The organism is Yoonia litorea (assembly GCF_900114675.1).
Lineage (GTDB): Bacteria > Pseudomonadota > Alphaproteobacteria > Rhodobacterales > Rhodobacteraceae > Yoonia > Yoonia litorea.
The window spans coordinates 414,788-429,988 of the sequence record NZ_FOZM01000002.1; the positions used below are offsets into that span (position 1 = coordinate 414,788).

Genomic DNA, 15,201 nt, shown 5'->3' on the forward strand with positions numbered 1-15,201 from the left:
TTCACACCTCCATCAGACGCTTGGGCGACCAGCATTCATTGGCAAGCTGCGTGTAGAGGTCCTGCCGTTCATCCAGATCGGCCTTCTTGAACGCCTCCTTGGGAGCGAATGGCAGGCCGGAGGATTGGCGGTCGCACCAGAGAAGACGATGCGAAGAGATTGGGAGATCAAAGATCATGCGTGCTCACCATCGCCAGGCTGCGCATCGTCTGCTGCTACGGCAGGTTGCTCTTGCTCTGGGAACAAGTAACCAACGATCTCGTTGATCAGGTTCTCCATGAACGGCATGCGGCCTCGGAAATCGTCATCTTCTTTGTTGGCGTAGTGTTGAGCCATGGGCCGTTTGCCCCCCTGCTCAAACTCCCGCTTGACGAAGATCGCCCAATCATCATCAAGGTTGTCGTCCAAGGTGGTTTCACCAGCGACGATGCGTTGATTCAGTTCGGCTGGAATGACCCCAGGTAGATGCCGGGGCTTCAAGTGTCCTCGTCCTTCCGCCCATTCCCAAGCTTGCCGATCATATAAGCACTCAAGCACCACTGGCATATGAAGACCGGCTTGGAAAATCGGAACAATGTGGGGCGGTGTGGGTAGTTTGAAGCACTTTGCAGACTTGATGTTGTCTGGCACTTCATTCCACAGCTTGGAGGCGGTCTTTGCTTCGGGATCGAGGTCGAGCAACCCTGCTGCTCTTGGGAGCTCTGGATGGTGCTTTGCGCGGCTACGCCATGACCGAAGCATATCGATCACGTAGTTGATCCCGGCACTCTCTCGGGTCTCTACATCGATCTCGCCCACACGATCTGGGGCAAACACAGCAAGTGCCTTATCAACGATCAGCTTGTCCGACGGCCCCTCGACAAAAAGCTTGCGCCGGTTTGCCTGGGCTAGCTGCTCGACTTCTGCCCGGGCCTGTTCCTGGCGACGGACCCTATCCTCTAGCTCAGTAACCATCGGAGCGAACAAAGCGGTAGTGCCCATCCTATCATCAAGGTCACCGAGTTCGGTCGCCTCCTTCGTTCCTTCCGCGTCCACCTCCCTGAAGATGTGATGGCATGTGATCCGATCCCCACCTTCTTCCTGCTTCCGGTGCAGGTTATAGAATACCGGAGAATGAGTGGTCAGGAAAATCTGGGATACACCATTATCCACGAAGCCCCAGAATTGGTCGGCCAGTTCCACACAACTGGAAAGTTCCAGATTGTTCTCCGGTTCTTCGTATCCCCAGATGAATGTGTGCGGTGCAGAGCCCCGGACTTGGAGCCGCCGTTTCTTGTCAGCCATGAACTTGAGGATCAACGGGATGTGGCGGGCCTTGATCCCGTCACCACGAGAGTCCAGCGAGATGTCCTGTCCTTCGCTGAGAAAATCGAGACTCTCGAAAATGTGGCTTAGGTCCTTGGGTAGAGCCAGCCGGGATCGAAAGCCCAGCGATGCCGTAATCTGAGTTGTAAGGTCTTGAAGCTGGTCCGAGATCGACTGCTCGAAGTCTTGGCTTGAATTCCGGAACTCTCGGTCAGCAACCTCAGCGATTATGTCATAGATGCTGGCCCGAAGTTCGGAGAAATATTCCAAGTCTTTGATTGCAGGAACATAGACATAATTGATGTTGCGAAGGAGGGCATGAACGTTGGATCGGTCTGGAATGTCTACTGTTTCTAGGCTGGCACCACCCCTAGGGCCCGCAACCTTCCGGCGTCCAGAATATTCATCGAAGACCCGCCCCTCGGATCGCCAGCGACGCTCCCATACCACAAAGTCACCATTGGTCTCCCGGTAGGATTCGGGCATTGCGATTTCCAGCTTGATCGAAATTTCCTTGGCGCGGCGGTTCGGCTGGTTGAACACGTTGTGGTCAGTATCGAACTCGAGATCATCGGCGGGCATCGTCTTGCCGTTGAAGAAGAGATTGAGTGCCCGGAGAACATTGGACTTACCGGAGTCGTTCTTGCCCACCAAGACGGCGAGCTTGCTTGGTGATAGCGACAGGTTCCGGACCGAGCGGAAGTTCCGAATGTCGATTTTCGTGATGCGGAGACTCATGTGATCACTTCGTTCAGCAGGTCCTGAATCTCTCGTCCGAGTACCTGCAATTCGGCGTCGATCTCGGCCAGTGAGCGCGGCGGCTCGTAGCGATAGAAATGACGATTGAAAGGAATCTCATAGCCAACCTTCGTCTTTGAATGGTCGATCCAAGCGTCTGGCACGTGGGGGAGAACTTCGCGTTCGAAATATGCGTCAATGTCTTCCTTCAGTGGCACGTTCTCGTTGTCCCGAAGTTCGGCATCGGGCTCTGGGTTCCCGTTCCGGTCACGGCAGATGTCGGCATCTGGGTCTCGCTCGCTCAGCCCCATCAGGACGGCTTTGAAGGTGGCGGCGGGTAGGCTGACCCCTGTAGCCTTAAACGCGGCCTTGAGATGGGTTGTGAACGCCTCTCTGTTGATCCAAACCTCATCCGCTTCCATCCCCCGAAGCGTGGACAGGATATCGGCCTGAAGTCGCTCTCCATCTACGATCTCTTGCTCCTTTGCCGCGCCTTTCTTCTTGGACGTGGCCAGGTTCTGGAACGGTTTTGCCGCCTCAACGACTGCGATGCGATCTGGAGTGATGGCGAAGTTCAGCCGCAGGGGGCGTTCGACGGTAATCCGGTTATAGCCGAAGTCGGAGTTGTCGAAGACTTTGGAAATGTCCGAAACTTCCATATCCCCGAAGATTTGGGCGATGCGGTGGATGTCAGCCTCTGCGATCTCTTTGCGTTTTTCGCCCAGAGAGCGGCGCATCTTGGTCCACATGGCGGAGGCGTCGATCAGTTGCACCTTGCCCTTGCGGCGAGCGGGCTTGCGGTTGGTGACGATCCAGATGTAGGTGCTGATGCCAGTGTTGTAGAAAAGATTGTCCGGCATTGCGACGATGGCTTCCAGCCAATCCTGCTCAATCACCCAACGCCGGATTTCAGACTCCCCAGACCCGGCCCCGCCCGTGAAGAGAGGTGACCCGTTTAGCACGATAGCGAGCTTTGACGACGCATCGTCGTGGAACTTTGAGATCATGTGCTGGAGGAAGAGCAGCGACCCGTCGCTTACCCTCGGTAGGCCCGCCCCGAAGCGGCCAGAGAAACCCCGGTCCGCTTCTTCACGAATGGTCTTCTCGACTTTCTTCCACTCGACCCCGAACGGCGGGTTGGAGAGCATGTAGTCGAAGCTGCGACCCACATGTGCATCGGTGGTGAAGGTATTGCCCTGGGCGATGTTCTCGGCGCGTTGACCTTTGATCAGCATGTCTGACTTGCAGGTCGCGTAGGACTCCCCGTTCAGTTCCTGGCCGAACACGATTAGCTTCGCGTCCGGGGCCATATCACGCAGGTAGTCTTCAGCGACAGACAGCATTCCCCCGGTCCCACAGGCCGGATCGTAGAGCGTCTTAATGACCCCTGGTTGGGTCAGTGCATCCCCATCCTCAGTAAACAATAGGTCCACCATCAGGCGGATGACTTCACGAGGTGTAAAGTGCTCCCCTGCCGTCTCGTTCGACTGCTCTGAAAACCGCCGGATCAGTTCTTCGAACACGTATCCCATTTGCATGTTACTGACGCGATCAGGTGATAGGTCGATATTTGCGAACCGCTCAACTATACGGAACAAAAGGTCTGCATCCTCCAGCCTCTGCACCTGGTCGAAGAACTTGAAGTGAATGCCAACCGTTTCCCGGATGTCATTCGAGAATGCGTTCACGTATGCCTTCAAGTTGTCGGCGAGACCATCTGCGTCTTGAAGCAGCTTTGGGAAATCAAATGGTGATGTGTTGAAAAAGCCGTGACCTGAGGCTGATTTCAAAGCCTGCTCCCTCATTTCAGGATCGGCAGTGTTCGGTATCATCTTAGCACGTTTGAGAACCTGATCCTTCGTCATCGATTGAATACAATCGAGACGGCGGAGAACGGTGAAAGGCAATATGACACGCCCGTATTCAGATTGCTTGTAATCGCCCCGGAGCAGGTCTGCGATAGACCAGATAAACGATGTTTTTTCTTGATGGTTCACAACTTCATATCTCGTTTCGGCTCATAGTTTTCATGCGATATCACCTTACAAACATCGTCTCGATTATGCCGACATGCCGTTTGGGATCGAATGCGGACTTGGGATCGCTCACGATATGATCGATCTCAAGCCGGTATAGTTCGGCCACCGCCATTCCCATCTTCTCAGGGGACGGTCGGACCCTGAGCCGATTGACGACAGCTTGCACTGTCTCGACAACGGCCCTCATCCGCTCGAGGTCAACCGTCGAGGGGCGCGTCACGATGCTACCCTCGATGAGAGCAGAGGCTGAGACTTGATAGAGTTCAGCCAGCATCTCCAAGCGATCCGTCGTAACTTTTGAAAGACCATTTTCCATCCGCGAGAAGCTCGCACCAGAAATACCAATGCACTCGGCAGCTTGCTCCAACGTAAGCCCCGATTGTTCACGTGCCTGCCTAAGGGTGTTGTGGATCGCCACTGCTCAGCTACCGAATGCATGTCTTCTTTCAAGTTACAGTAAACGTAACAGATACTCTTGCCCACCAACGAATTGATGTAGCGAATCACTTACGTTTATCGTAAATCGCAATATATGAAGCTCAATGACTTTCTCTCTTCGAACCAGATGACTATGGCCAGCTTTGCCAATGCGGTCGGGACCACCACGGCGACGATCAGTCGGGTTGCTGATGGTCATGTGATGCCAAGGAAGTCTTTGCTTGGTCGTATCCACAAAGCAACCGGCGGCCTTGTGACACCGAATGACCTTGCTGGCCTGTATTGCAAGGAACCCTGCCACCACATCGCCAAGCCCGCCCGAGGCACGCAACCCGAAAGTGACGACGATGGAAAATGATCAGCCAGGAAAGACAGGTGACGAGGCGACCACCCAAGATACCGCTCTCGGACTGGTGATGATCATTGGGGTGATCGCATTGGTCTTCTGGTTGTTCTCTGGCGGCGACCGCGCCGTTGTCGCTCGCTGCAACGAGGCAGTTGCAGAGGCTGGTCGAGGGCAACTGGCCTACGGTGATCTTCGCAGCCTCCACAGGGCCGTCGAAAACGCCAATGAGGTTGAAATCCAGCGGCAGGAGAAATTTCCATTTGGTCAGGTCATGATGACGAGCCTCGACTTCACCATCGATGGCAGACCCAACCATTTGATGTGTGCGATGTGAACGATGGTGAGGCTGACATAGTTAAGGCGAAAAAAGAAACGAGCCTGATCCCGTGCGAGGCTTGCGGCTCGGACATCAGCACCGATGCCAAGACTTGTCCGCAGTGCGGGCATGCCAACGCATGGCTGCACCCGCAGTTGAGGAAAGCGATCGACCACATTCGAAAGTTGGATCGGGACACAAAGGTTGAAGCCGTCGGCAACACGATGACTTTGGCAACCTCTGTTCAGAATGGGCGACAGGCTTTTGCTTCACTGCTTCTGGTGATTTCCGGCGTGCTACTCGCAATTGGGCTGTTTATTCCTGCCCTTCTGGGCTTGGCAATCTTCCTGATGATCGTGGGCGGAATGCTGATCGGTTTTGGCCTAAATGCATCGACACGCCATGAACTACGGATCGATATGCGCACCGCAAATAAGGTGGTGGGCGAGGCGGATCAGAAGTTCTGGAAAGACGTGAGCAACATCGTGCGGGAAGAAAAACTGAATGATCCCGAGTGAAAGAAGACGTTCAGCAGCAGAAACAGCGAATCCTTGAGGGCCTGTGGCGGAGGAATGCGAAGCGCATCGCCAAGGGTAAGGCTCGCCTCAATATCAAGGCAATCTACACAATCCGACTGCGAATGATCACAACCAACGCAGCCGCTGAAGTAGTTGTTCATCCCCAATCTACAGTGCCTAGCTCAAGGCCAGTAGGGCATTCTGTTGATCGCATCCGCTAAATACCAGTGCACAATGAAATTTGGAGGCGCGGTACGATGGCTATGTATGCAATTGACAAGGAAGGCACAGACATCGCGCGGGATGCGGAAGCGTTCTTTGCGGAAGTGGCAGATGATGATCTGCTGAAATTTCTGTCACAGCTTCCCATGATCTGGGGCAACGAAGAACGGATGACAGTCGCGGACTTTACCTATGAAGCGATGCTCTGGCCGTTCATCAAAGACGCGTGGAGAAAAATCGATGGCAGTCCAGGCCTCGCTGGCAGGCTAGGTCAACTTGATCAGGTGTTCGACCACGCAGAGAAGCACTTGGAAAAAGAGACAGGTCGCACACGCCGAGTGCCCCGTACCACCAATCTTGCTTCATTCATGCAGATTTTCATGCAGGGCAAACTTCAGGCATGACCTTGTTGTTCAGCAGCCCGGTTGTTGCGAACAAGCGGATCACGCACTAGCGCCATCGACTTCATCTTCATCCTCAGCCTCTATTACATCGTGCCAATAGTTGAGAATGCAGTCCTCGATAATTGCGCCAATCTCTCTGCGCTCCATCGTCCTAATCTCGGACAGTATCGCTATGGCCTCTTCGTCTAACTTGCGGATTGAGTAACGTTTCAACATCGCGATATCCCCCTGCACTTATTTATCATTTGACCTCTGTCAGTCAGACTGTTGTCGGTTCTGATCCATATGTCCGACCTTGCACTCGATTCATTGAATGAATGGCCCTACCTTGAAGATATGCGACCACGCTGCTGTGATCGCACACCGAGATGAGGATCACTGTGTCCAGCAAGACACTTGCGAAATACGACAATGCTTTCTCCACACGCGGCAATGCGATTGGCCAAAAACGTATGGATGCCCAGAAAGGCAGAATCCAGAATGTGTTGGGCACGAAAGGCCCATTTACCGACGAGTTTAAGTCGCTGGTGCTGTCTGACTATCTCAACATTATGAGCAGCCCTTACCTGGCAAAAGAGTTGAAGGGAGCCAAGATGGTGCTGCGAGCCTTGAGTGAAGACCGGCATTCACCAGAGGCTCAGGACCTGTTTGATCGGATGTCAGGTGATTTCGTTGAACGCAATGAACCCTGTATGCTTTGTCCGATTTGGCGACATGAGGAAGCGATACGCATTCTGTCTGCTCTAGCATTACGATACTGCTTTGAAGACGTGCGCGACGAGCTATTCTTCGCGACTATTGTTTTTGGCTTCGCCGACAACCTCGAAAGCCTGGAAGTCCTGATCGAGGATACACGACAGCAATTGGCCGACGTCCAAAAGGCCATGACCATGCAAAGACGGGGACTGGTGCTCGCCGGTGCTTTTGAGCCAGACCTGAGATCACCAGAGCAGCTTCGAGACATGAAGCTATTGTCAGCCTTGTCACAAGAGTTGTCATGGGGCGTCGCCAGCCATGGTGGTTGGGTCCTGACGGGCCACTTTATCGGACGTGCGCCATACCGCAGAGAATTTGAGGCGCTGTGTCGGAAAACCTGGCCTAGCCGCAATGACCGTAGGGTTGATTTTGCCCCGCTCCATAAGGAAAAGGCCATCACTGAAAGCTTGGCCGAACTCGTGTCATATCTCTTCAAGTTTGAACAAACGCTCTTCAATACGTCAGGCACCAGAAAGAACGGGAGTCCCAGGTCGTTCAGGTCGGTCCAGAACGCATTCCACGGTCCGACTCTAGACACGCGCAAAGCAGTCCCAAAGGGTTTTGATCGCAAAGCAGCCATTCGACAGTGGGCGTTGTTTGTGGACCGACTTGGACCTGATAGACTGCTTTATTCGGTTGAAACGGCCCATGCTCAGAAGTGGTATTCGGAATCCGAAATGGCATACTTTAGGCGTGCTGAGGACTTTGACATGATCAATGGCGCACATCGCATTGAAGTGCATCGAGACACGGGACCTCATGATCAATCAATTGACCCCGAGAAGAAGCATCGGGTTCCTATCCGAAGGACGCGCAAGCTTAGGTTCGATGAAGACTGGTATAACAGGACAGATATCCCCGATGTCGATCCGTTCACACATGCAGTTGCCATCATGCTGTAATGCCCTTCTGGGTAGAAGGGTAAGTGGAATCTATACGGTTACTATATAGAGTATCACACCAGTGAAATAACGGCTGTTGCTGTGGTCGAAGTGACATCAGTGCCGCGTCCTTCGATATCAATGGTGAGACTGAAACATAGCCTACAGTATCTGAACGTTAGGCCTGACATCGAACACCCAGAGGTAGGACATCGGCTTTCGTGCGTGCTTCTGCGTTTTCCAGTTGCCATGTGGAATGCGGCTCGTAGCGTCTAGGATGAACAAATCACGCCCAACAAGACCCATGCCCTCCGCATCTTGCAGGATGTGAACGTGAAGCCAGCACTGCTTCGGTCCACTTACCCCATCTTTGCACTTCACCCAGAGTTGGCGGCGGGCAACACGCTGACATTCTCTCAATCCAGCGCGATACAGTTCGCGGATATCATTCGGACTGAAGCCCTTGGTGGTCTCAGCGTTGCGATATCTCTCGTCCGACATGTGGTTACCCGGCCAAGCGATGTAAGGTGGATCAAAAACAACAATGTCGAATGAGTTATCGGCATATGGCAGATCACGAAAATCGTAGGGCCGTGCAGGAACAGTATGCAGATCGGAGCCTGTCACGTTCAAATGGGGTGTCCGTTTCCAGAATGTGCCACGGCCAAATGTCACATCAGCGATGCTGACACTTGGGTCAGGGGCATAAAGGCGAGCGACCTCTCTGATAAGGTCTGCGTTGTTGCCACGGACCAAAGCCTCGACTGGTCTTTCCTTCACCGTCCGTCGGCGACGATAGTTACGTTGGCGGCATTTGTTGGAACAGAACCGTCGATCAGATCGAGACGATCCTGCCGCTATGGGGGAATCGCAAACTGCGCAAAGTGTAACGCTTGAACCGGCCTTCATGCGTTACAGTTAGCTACGTTCTCGTAGACACTCAAACGAGAAAGCGTGCGGCAAAGCATGCAATTGATGCTCGCTGTTGCCCGAAGGTTGGGACTTGAATACTCAGTTTGGTGAAGGCTCGCAATGATTGCCGCATTCACGCGGGTCTGTCGTCGGTAGATTTGTTTTGCACCTCATTATCGAGAGCCACTCGGTAGCCATCGATACAATGTTGGCACAGATACACCGACCGCAGTTGCGGCGTCCTTAGCCGCAACGCCATCAGCGAGAAGTCCGCGTACCGCCGCGATCTTCTCGTTTGTCATCCGTCTGGGCCGACCACCGATCCGACCCTTCGCCCTTGCTGCCTTGAGACCTGCTGATGTCCGTTCTCTGATCAAGTCTCTCTCGAACTCCGCGATTGCTGCGACCACATGAAAGAGCAGCCGTCCGCCGGACGTATTGGTGTCGATAGCCTCTGTCAGACTTTCAAATGCGATATCCGAGGCTTTCAACTTTTCCATGATCTCGATGAGATGAGGAAGGCTTCTAGCCACTCGGTCCAACTTATACACGACTAGTGTATCACCCGCACTTGGCCGTAGGTAAGCCAGTGCTTCTGCCAACACTGGGCGATCTCTTTTCGCGCCTGATGCCGTCTCGGTAAAAATGCGTCCACACCCTGCCGCAGTCAGTGCCTCGATCTGGGCATCATTTGTTTGCACATCCGTGCTCACCCTTGCATAGCCAACTTTCATCATCCCTCCTTCTCAAAAGTCATCATTGGTCTAAAGAGGCGAGCGATTGGTATCGAGATGGTGTTTTGAGAATTGCCGAGTACGTGTTTTCCAGGCCGGCGAGCAGGTATCACGCTGTGGGTTTTGAGATGCTTGGAAACGACCGTTTACGATAAATGGCAGGGAGCCGATAATCAGACTCCAAGAGGTGGCCCTTAATGTTTGTGAATGTCCCAGAGTCTGAGCAACTCGAAAACACGGCGCTTCGTCTATTCTTCGATGGTTGGGAGCGAACAGTAGACCTTCATCTGGACTTTTGCTCAGTGTATGCTGTTCCAATTGAAGAAGTAGCTGGCAAACACGATTTCTCCGAAGAGTGGACCGAATACGTTGATAGCGCCCAAGCTGAAATGGGAGCTATCTGTGCGGTCATTCAACAAGCGGCAGAAATTCGGTTGAAATCGATCATCTGTGCGGTGAGCCCCTATCTCCTCCTTCTTAACAGTGAAGTTCCCTTGAAGATGACGGACGCTGATCTGGATTTCACAGGTCTACGAACTTTGGATGCTGTCGATCTACCAAGGGCCGTCCGGACAATGACCGATTTCGAACTGCCCGACAGCTACATCCAACAATATGGAGAACTACGCAAACGCCGCAATCAAGTCGCGCATCTTGGTTTACACAAGGGCGGGCTATCGCCATCACTGCTGATCGACTTCTTGTGTCAGCAGTTCCTTGCATTGTGGCCTGATGGGCGATGGCTGAACCGACGAGTTGAGTTTGATGGGAACAGTGCCCAACGTTTCTTTCATGACGGAAGGTATTCGTCAGTCGAAACTACGGTGATGATTGAACTACCAAGCACCCGTGCCCTGTTGGACAACGAAACTTTCAAGAAGGTCGTTGGGGTGTCCAAGAGCAAACTGAAAGGCTTCTGCCCCAACTGCGTTGATTCCATCGCAAGGAAAACAGGGATCGATCCTGAAGCAACAGCCTACCAAACAGGTGAACTGACAGCATTCTGCGCGATGTGTGAAAACGGTTTGCAGATTCATAACGAGCCAGAGTGTTGTGATCGGTGTGAAGCGGGACAATTCGCAACCAGTGTTTCTGATGCAACCGGGACCATTTCTGTTTGTTACTGTTGCGGTTGCAGGTAGCCTTGACCGCTGGCAGAGAACCGCCTCTCGATACCAGGCTGCATAGGTTCATTTCCTGAGTAGTGGACAAAGTAGCTAGAATGGCTTTATGTGAACACATGAAGAACATTTCGGCCAAAGACGCGAAGAACCAGTTCGGCAAGATGATCGACGACGCCAGGCTAGAACCTGTGGTCATTCAAAAACATGGCCGTGCAGTCGCCGTCGTTTGTTCGGTTGAAGAGTATGAGCGCCTGATTGCCTTGGATGGCAACAATCACCGAGTGACCGGATCATGAGCGAGGTGCCGGATAAGGTTCGTATCTTCCACATCGTGCATGTGGACCGTCTCCCTTCGATCATCGCTGATGGCTTTCTTTGGTCTGACGCCGAGACACGTCGGCGCGGTTCACCAGGCACAACAGTAGGGATGCAGAGTATCAAGGATCGCCGCCTGACATCATTGCTTACGTCCCATCCAGGGCTGACTGTGGGCTCCTGCGTCCCGTTCTACTTCTGCCCCAGGTCAGTTATGCTGTATCTGCTCCATCGCGGAAATCATGAAGGCGTAACTTACCAAGGCGGACAACAGAACATCGTGCACCTGGTCGCCGATGTTCCGGCAACTGTTCAATGGGCAGAGCAGAACAACAAACGCTGGGCCTTTACGCTGTCAAATGCAGGGTCAGGTTACTTCGAAGATCGGTCCGATCTCGGACAGTTAGGTGAAGTGAACTGGGATGCTGTCAAAGCCACGCAATGGGGCGGTAACGGGGTCAGCAGGGACATCAAGGAAGGCAAGCAAGCGGAGTTCCTCGTCGAACACGCATTCCCGTGGGAGTGTGTTCTGGGCATCGGAGTCTTCTCGCAGGTCCAGGGTGAGCACGTGACGCGATTGATCTCAGGACTAACGCACAAGCCGAAGATTGGGGTCCGAAGAAATTGGTATTATTGAAAAGTAAGGGAGGCACACGATGATTCGATATACGACGGGCGATGTCCTTCGCGCTGACGTTGATGCCATCGTAAACACCGTCAACTGTGTGGGCGTGATGGGGCGTGGGATCGCGCTTCAGTTCAAGAAGACGTTTCCCAAGAATTACGAGAAGTATCGTGCAGCTTGTGACAGGGGCGAAGTCGTTCCTGGAAAAATGTTTATCACCGAACGCGACGCAATGCTGGGTCCGCGCTTCATTGTTAATTTTCCGACCAAGCGACACTGGCGTGGAAAGAGCCGAATAGAAGACATCGAGTCAGGCCTAGCTGCACTGCGAGAAGACATCCAGGCATACGGGATCAAGTCCATCGCAATCCCTCCGCTAGGTGCGGGCTTGGGAGGGCTGAATTGGGCTGATGTGCGCGACAGGATCGAGAGAGCCCTGGATGAACTGGACATCGACATCGTGGTGTATGAGCCAGGTCAAGCACCAGACGCTGCCGTGATGGCTCGAACCAAGGAAGCGCCGGCGATGACAGTTGGTCGCGCCACCTTGGTGACGCTGGTTGATCGGTATCTTGCAGGTCTGCTTGATCCGTTCATCACGCTCATCGAATTGCACAAGCTGATGTATTTCATGCAGGAAGCAGGGCAGCCGCTTCGGCTGAATTATAAGAAGCATGTCTATGGCCCTTACGCTGACAACCTAAGACACGTGCTACATGCCATCGAAGGTCACATGGTATCTGGCTACGCTGATGGTGGTGACGCGCCAAACAAGCAGATTGAATTAGTGCCTGGTGCGATTCAGGAAGCCAGAGCATTCGTAAAGTCAGATGACGATGCCCAGGAACGTTTCGAGCGTGTCAGCGAAATGGTCCAGGGCTTTGAGACCCCCTACGGTCTTGAACTCTTGGCCACTGTGCACTGGCTGATTCAACATGAGAATGTCACCAGCAAGGATGAGGTCGTTCAACAGACCCACGCTTGGAACGACCGGAAGAAGCGGTTCACTCCCCGCCAAATCGGTATTGCGTATGACCATCTTGTCGCATCTGGTTGGGCTCCAGGGATAGCTCCCCATTAGTCTGAAGCCTTGACTGTCGGTGAGCGAATAGCTCCAAGACTAACGCGTTCCAACCCACGAGCGCGTGTTTCGACCACTCACTCAAACCAGTGGGCGCGATTTATTATTAGTATTTTCAATATACTATCCAATCTTTCCAATTAAGTTCGCTTCGCCGTGTTGAAAAAAGTCATAGGGATTCCAATGTTGAAAGTGTCCACGAAGGACAATTATCGAAACTGCTCTCGAAGACGGGTGTAACCACGGTCGAGACCTCAAGGCGAGGTTTATCGACCATGATCAATACACACTTTTTCCCTCATACCGTCATCAATCCCCCCACCACTGATCTGATTGAGTTTGCGCCTGCGAAATCCGTGAAGGTTCGCTGGCCGGAACTGATGGGCATCGCGACCCTTGCTGAATACCTGGACATGTCCGAGGCGTCAGTGCGCAAGCTCATTGACCAAGGGGTTCTTCCGCCAGCAACAACCGCCCCCAGTCCTCGATTGAAACGATGGAAGCGTTCCGTCGTCGATGAGCGGTTGCAGCGTATCGCGGACCATGGCCGCAGTGGCGGCAAGTCCATGGACGCAGTTCTGGCAGGGCGCATCGCCACCATTCGGGGGGGACGCTGATATGCCCCGTATTCGTGAGCACCTTCTCCAAACCACCAATCGGCACGGCAACATCCGCTATATGTTCCACCGTCTCCCAGATGGTCGGCGCATCACCATCAAAGGTGAACCAGGCGACGCAGCGTTCGAAGCGCGTTACGACTTCCTGGTGAGTGGGGGCGACCGCATCGAGGAACTCGATCAGGCGTCCATAAACCGTCAACGGGAGGGTGAACGGCCCGAACTTGTGCGGGAACTGACTCGACTACATGAACGCCACTTGGACAGGCTGGTTACGCAAGGTGCTCTGTCGTCCAGCACTTCGGCACATTATGCCCGCTTCACACGCAGGTTCGCTGACGAATTCGGTGATGTGCCTTTGCATACAATCACTGATGCCCATTTGATCCAGGTTTTGGACATGTGGAGTGAGACTGCCAACGCCTACAACAACGCCTTGCGCTCCCTAAAACACCTGTTCGCTTATGCGGCAAGCAGGTGGGGCCTGCGCCCAAGCCCAGCCGCATTGATCGCGAAGAAAGAGGTGGCAACTGATGGCTTCGCCCCGTGGTCAGAGGATGATCTGAAACGCTACTTCAAGCACCACAAATTGGGGACCAAAGCTCACCTTACCATGATGCTCCTGATGCGAGTTGCACCCCGCATCAGTGATCTGGTGAAGCTCGGACCCAAAAACATCGTTGAAATCGGCGGTGTTCGATACCTTCATTTCAAGCCACAAAAGACCAAGAGCGTGGCGGTTACGGTGCCAATGACAGCCGATCTTCTGGAAGCGATTGATGCCACTGAGACTGGAAAAGAAACGTTCCTAGTCACCACCCATGGCAAGCCCCACAGCGCCAAAGCGTTCTGTTCCAACATCGCGCAGTGGCGGCGGGAAGCTGGCATCACTGAGCAGTTGTCAGCACACGGTATGCGGAAGACCGTCGGCATCAACCTCGCGGAAAATGGTGCCACGGAATACCAACTTATGGCTGCCCTTGGTCATACCACTCCAAAGGTCACAGAGGTATACACACGTGCTGCGAAGCGTCGTGACTTGGCAATTGCAGCAGTGGCAAAATCCACACTTCGTGATTTCAGCAAAAGCGGGGAGGAACAGTGATGCACCCACACGAATTGAAGTCAAAGTATGGAAAACCCATGCGGCAACTGGAAAGCGCAATGATTGTGGCGCTGTCTGGCTACGGAGATGGAAAATGGTTCAGCCTGTCCCAGTTGATGAAGGAGATGCGTTTGCCGTTGGACTTCGCCCTGGGGAATGATGTCGAGGGGTTGGTTGCCCAAAGACTGGCTGCTTGGAACTGGTATCGTCACAACGCACAACGGGGCGACCGTTTCGTGCGTAGGAACCACAAGACCGAGACCAAGCTGATCATTCTTGCGGATCGCCGCAACATCAAAACTGACGCATCGTGGCCTCCGCACGAAGTGAAGGACACCACCTCCGTTCCTGAATCAACCGGTTTGCTCAGCCGCATTCGGAAACGGAAGCGTTCGTTGCAGTTACAAAGAACAACCTGATTTAACGATCAGCTTTGTGGGCGGCCAACCGAAAAGCTGGCCACCCCGAAACTGGACTGCGATCACAATCGAAGTGTTCATCCGGCAGGACCGGGCTTCTTGATCATTTCTAGATCGCAGAGCCGATACGACGCCCGAACAAGGCCACCTATCGGCCTATATAGTCGTAATTGGCTCTATGACTACTAAATGTTGTAGAGGGGCCTCTTGACCCGTTCTTGATGATCTCTGCACCCAAGGCCCTAAAGCCGCCCGAAATCCTCCCCGATGAAAGATATCGACAGTTTGACCGGCGGTCATCGAAAC

The 15,201-nt window shown here is 53.5% G+C and carries 18 protein-coding genes; 12 read left to right on the top strand and 6 right to left on the bottom strand.

What is annotated here, in order from left to right:
- Window position 1 precedes the first annotated feature (1 nt).
- Genes BM316_RS16730 through BM316_RS12175 form a run of 4 tightly spaced genes read right to left on the bottom strand, consistent with a single transcriptional unit; the run spans window position 2 to window position 4,500 of the window.
- Window positions 2-178: a hypothetical protein gene (locus BM316_RS16730; protein ID WP_165606587.1), complete on the bottom strand. Its 177-nt coding sequence runs from the start codon at window positions 176-178 to the stop codon at window positions 2-4.
- On the bottom strand, window positions 175-2,043 hold the full coding sequence (locus BM316_RS12165) for an ATP-dependent nuclease (RefSeq protein ID WP_090208867.1): 1,869 nt from the start codon (window positions 2,041-2,043) through the stop codon (window positions 175-177). The genes BM316_RS16730 and BM316_RS12165 overlap by 4 nt, the downstream gene beginning before the upstream one ends.
- Window positions 2,040-4,040, bottom strand: a complete 2,001-nt coding sequence (locus tag BM316_RS12170; protein WP_090208869.1) for a type I restriction-modification system subunit M — start codon at window positions 4,038-4,040, stop codon at window positions 2,040-2,042. Before BM316_RS12170 ends, BM316_RS12165 begins: the two co-directional genes overlap by 4 nt.
- Window positions 4,041-4,080: 40 nt before the next feature.
- Window positions 4,081-4,500 carry a helix-turn-helix domain-containing protein gene (locus BM316_RS12175; RefSeq protein ID WP_090208872.1) on the bottom strand — a complete coding sequence of 140 codons (420 nt, stop codon included), beginning with the start codon at window positions 4,498-4,500 and terminating at the stop codon, window positions 4,081-4,083.
- Between the two features lie 114 nt (window positions 4,501-4,614).
- Between BM316_RS12175 and BM316_RS12180 the strand changes: the two genes are divergently transcribed.
- The 5 genes from BM316_RS12180 (at window position 4,615) to BM316_RS12200 (ending at window position 7,984) form a co-directional block, all read left to right on the top strand.
- On the top strand, window positions 4,615-4,878 hold the full coding sequence (locus BM316_RS12180) for a helix-turn-helix transcriptional regulator (protein WP_131802581.1): 264 nt from the start codon (window positions 4,615-4,617) through the stop codon (window positions 4,876-4,878).
- Window positions 4,868-5,200, top strand: coding sequence for a hypothetical protein (locus BM316_RS12185; protein WP_090208877.1), 333 nt, complete (start codon window positions 4,868-4,870; stop codon window positions 5,198-5,200). Before BM316_RS12180 ends, BM316_RS12185 begins: the two co-directional genes overlap by 11 nt.
- Window positions 5,197-5,700, top strand: a complete 504-nt coding sequence (locus tag BM316_RS16595) for a zinc ribbon domain-containing protein (protein ID WP_165606588.1) — start codon at window positions 5,197-5,199, stop codon at window positions 5,698-5,700. Before BM316_RS12185 ends, BM316_RS16595 begins: the two co-directional genes overlap by 4 nt.
- 257 nt (window positions 5,701-5,957) lie before the next feature.
- Window positions 5,958-6,326, top strand: a complete 369-nt coding sequence (locus tag BM316_RS12195; RefSeq protein WP_131802583.1) for a hypothetical protein — start codon at window positions 5,958-5,960, stop codon at window positions 6,324-6,326.
- A gap of 380 nt (window positions 6,327-6,706) precedes the next feature.
- Window positions 6,707-7,984 (top strand): hypothetical protein, encoded by a 1,278-nt coding sequence (locus tag BM316_RS12200; protein WP_131802584.1) that lies wholly within the window; start codon window positions 6,707-6,709, stop codon window positions 7,982-7,984.
- Between the two features lie 141 nt (window positions 7,985-8,125).
- Here BM316_RS12200 and BM316_RS12205 read toward each other — a convergent pair whose 3' ends face one another.
- Window positions 8,126-8,743, bottom strand: a complete 618-nt coding sequence (locus BM316_RS12205; RefSeq protein WP_090208889.1) for a class I SAM-dependent methyltransferase — start codon at window positions 8,741-8,743, stop codon at window positions 8,126-8,128.
- Window positions 8,744-9,048: 305 nt separating this feature from the next.
- On the bottom strand, window positions 9,049-9,612 hold the full coding sequence (locus BM316_RS12210; RefSeq protein WP_278246878.1) for a recombinase family protein: 564 nt from the start codon (window positions 9,610-9,612) through the stop codon (window positions 9,049-9,051).
- 194 nt (window positions 9,613-9,806) lie between these two features.
- On the opposite strand from BM316_RS12210, the gene BM316_RS12215 reads away from it, so the two are divergent.
- From BM316_RS12215 to BM316_RS12240, 7 genes are all read left to right on the top strand, one after another.
- Complete coding sequence (locus BM316_RS12215) at window positions 9,807-10,751, top strand: hypothetical protein (protein WP_131802585.1); 945 nt, start codon at window positions 9,807-9,809, stop codon at window positions 10,749-10,751.
- Between the two features lie 98 nt (window positions 10,752-10,849).
- A complete protein-coding gene (locus tag BM316_RS12220; protein WP_090209480.1) occupies window positions 10,850-11,029 on the top strand; it encodes a type II toxin-antitoxin system Phd/YefM family antitoxin in 180 nt (59 codons plus the stop codon).
- Window positions 11,026-11,685 carry a type II toxin-antitoxin system toxin DNA ADP-ribosyl transferase DarT gene (gene darT, locus BM316_RS12225; RefSeq protein ID WP_090208894.1) on the top strand — a complete coding sequence of 220 codons (660 nt, stop codon included), beginning with the start codon at window positions 11,026-11,028 and terminating at the stop codon, window positions 11,683-11,685. The genes BM316_RS12220 and darT overlap by 4 nt, the downstream gene beginning before the upstream one ends.
- Window positions 11,686-11,704: 19 nt before the next feature.
- Window positions 11,705-12,754, top strand: coding sequence for a type II toxin-antitoxin system antitoxin DNA ADP-ribosyl glycohydrolase DarG (gene darG, locus BM316_RS12230; RefSeq protein WP_090208895.1), 1,050 nt, complete (start codon window positions 11,705-11,707; stop codon window positions 12,752-12,754).
- A 275-nt stretch (window positions 12,755-13,029) separates the two neighbouring features.
- Window positions 13,030-13,371 (top strand): helix-turn-helix domain-containing protein, encoded by a 342-nt coding sequence (locus tag BM316_RS16600; protein ID WP_131802586.1) that lies wholly within the window; start codon window positions 13,030-13,032, stop codon window positions 13,369-13,371.
- The gene (locus BM316_RS12235) at window positions 13,298-14,476 is read left to right on the top strand and encodes a tyrosine-type recombinase/integrase (protein WP_165606589.1); all 1,179 of its coding nucleotides are present in this window, start codon (window positions 13,298-13,300) and stop codon (window positions 14,474-14,476) included. The genes BM316_RS16600 and BM316_RS12235 overlap by 74 nt, the downstream gene beginning before the upstream one ends.
- Before the next feature lie 38 nt (window positions 14,477-14,514).
- Window positions 14,515-14,895, top strand: a complete 381-nt coding sequence (locus tag BM316_RS12240; RefSeq protein WP_131802587.1) for a hypothetical protein — start codon at window positions 14,515-14,517, stop codon at window positions 14,893-14,895.
- Window positions 14,896-15,201: the final 306 nt, after the last annotated feature.

Excerpts from the sequence above, each read along its gene's own strand:
- BM316_RS16730 (WP_165606587.1), bottom strand. The coding sequence starts at position 178 with ATGATCTTTGATCTCCCAATCTCTTCGCATCGTCTTCTCTGGTGCGAC.
- BM316_RS12165 (WP_090208867.1), bottom strand. The coding sequence starts at position 2,043 with ATGAGTCTCCGCATCACGAAAATCGACATTCGGAACTTCCGCTCGGTC.
- BM316_RS12180 (WP_131802581.1), top strand. The coding sequence starts at position 4,615 with ATGAAGCTCAATGACTTTCTCTCTTCGAACCAGATGACTATGGCCAGC.
- BM316_RS12185 (WP_090208877.1), top strand. The coding sequence starts at position 4,868 with ATGGAAAATGATCAGCCAGGAAAGACAGGTGACGAGGCGACCACCCAA.
- BM316_RS12195 (WP_131802583.1), top strand. The coding sequence starts at position 5,958 with ATGGCTATGTATGCAATTGACAAGGAAGGCACAGACATCGCGCGGGAT.
- BM316_RS12210 (WP_278246878.1), bottom strand. The coding sequence starts at position 9,612 with ATGATGAAAGTTGGCTATGCAAGGGTGAGCACGGATGTGCAAACAAAT.
- BM316_RS12215 (WP_131802585.1), top strand. The coding sequence starts at position 9,807 with ATGTTTGTGAATGTCCCAGAGTCTGAGCAACTCGAAAACACGGCGCTT.
- BM316_RS12220 (WP_090209480.1), top strand. The coding sequence starts at position 10,850 with ATGAAGAACATTTCGGCCAAAGACGCGAAGAACCAGTTCGGCAAGATG.
- darT (WP_090208894.1), top strand. The coding sequence starts at position 11,026 with ATGAGCGAGGTGCCGGATAAGGTTCGTATCTTCCACATCGTGCATGTG.
- darG (WP_090208895.1), top strand. The coding sequence starts at position 11,705 with ATGATTCGATATACGACGGGCGATGTCCTTCGCGCTGACGTTGATGCC.
- BM316_RS16600 (WP_131802586.1), top strand. The coding sequence starts at position 13,030 with ATGATCAATACACACTTTTTCCCTCATACCGTCATCAATCCCCCCACC.
- BM316_RS12235 (WP_165606589.1), top strand. The coding sequence starts at position 13,298 with ATGGCCGCAGTGGCGGCAAGTCCATGGACGCAGTTCTGGCAGGGCGCA.
- BM316_RS12240 (WP_131802587.1), top strand. The coding sequence starts at position 14,515 with ATGCGGCAACTGGAAAGCGCAATGATTGTGGCGCTGTCTGGCTACGGA.